This is a genomic window from Flagellimonas pacifica, from assembly GCF_900215465.1.
GTDB lineage: Bacteria > Bacteroidota > Bacteroidia > Flavobacteriales > Flavobacteriaceae > Flagellimonas > Flagellimonas pacifica.
The window spans coordinates 1-1331 of sequence record NZ_OBEH01000015.1 but is presented as its reverse complement, the minus strand read 5'-3'; the positions used below and the strand labels follow the sequence as shown (position 1 = coordinate 1331).

General features: G+C 48.2%; 1 protein-coding gene. It reads left to right on the top strand.

What is annotated here, in order from left to right:
* Window positions 1-1331: aminotransferase class I/II-fold pyridoxal phosphate-dependent enzyme (locus CRO15_RS19580; protein ID WP_116458936.1), on the top strand; the 1331-nt coding region annotated here is incomplete at both ends.

Below are 1331 nucleotides of genomic sequence, written 5' to 3'. Positions count from 1 at the left end.
GCCGGTGTGCTCCACCTGTACGCTGGGGGCAAATCCTTTTCAGGAAGGACCATAAGGGTAGGGGGTAGGGAGCTGTTCCATTTCGGGACAACAGGTTATTTGGGATTGGAACAAGATGATAGGTTAAAGCGGGCAGCTATGGATGCCATTGAGAAATTCGGCACCCAATTCCCCTTATCAAAGTCCTATATATCCAATCCCCTTTATGAAGAACTGGAGCAATCCGTTACTGCGATGTACCAAAATCCAGTCGTTATTACCAAAAACAGTACCCTTGGCCATCTTGGGGTCATACCCAGTGCCGTGGACGACCAAGATGTGATCGTATTGGATCATCAGGTCCATTGGAGTGTCCAGAACGCAGCAAAGATGTTGAAAACCCGGAGTGTTCCCATAGAAATGATCCGTCACAACAATTTGGAGATGTTGGAGGACAAGATCAAAAAGTACAGGGATTCAAAAAAACATATCTGGTATATGGCGGATGGTATCTATTCCATGTATGGGGACTATGCCCCGGTAAAGGATTTGATGGCCCTTGCAGCTACGTATCCACAGTTGCGGTTTTATTTTGATGATGTGCACGGTATGAGCTGGGTGGGAAAACATGGTACGGGATATGTATTGGATGCATTGGGGGATTTGCCGGAAAATGTCTTGCTTTTTGGGACTTTGAGCAAGACCTTTGGAGCCAGTGGGGCGGTATTGGCCTGTTCCAATCCCGAGATGTACGACAGGATAAAGACCTTTGGTGGCCCCCTGACCTTTTCGGCCCAATTGGAACCGGCCTCTGTGGCAGCGGCCATAGCATCTGCCCAGATCCACCTATCCCCGGAGATTTATGATCTCCAGAAGGATCTTCGGCAACGCATCGACTATTTCAATGATTGCCTAATGGAAACAGATCTTCCCTTGATCGATCACAACGCATCCCCGGTGTTCTATATCGGAACAGGGATGCCAAAGACCGGCTACAACTTTGTGAACCGTTTGATGAAAGAAGGCTATTATGTCAATCTTGGGATCTTCCCTGCCGTACCGGTAAAGAATACGGGGGTACGAATCACCATTTCAAGGCACAACCAAAGGGAAGAGATCAAAGGATTGGTGGAGGCCATGGCCTATCATTTTCCCAAAGCTCTTGAGGCAACCCAGACATATGCCCAGCGGGTGTTCCATGCCTTCAAATTGGAACCGAGGACCAAGAGTGAACATCGGATTTCCGAAGGACTGTGTGTTGAAATAAAGGAATCCATCGATCAGGTGGACAAGGAAACATGGAACCGTTATTTGGGCGGGCAGGGCGTTTATGATTGGGAAGGGCTGAAATT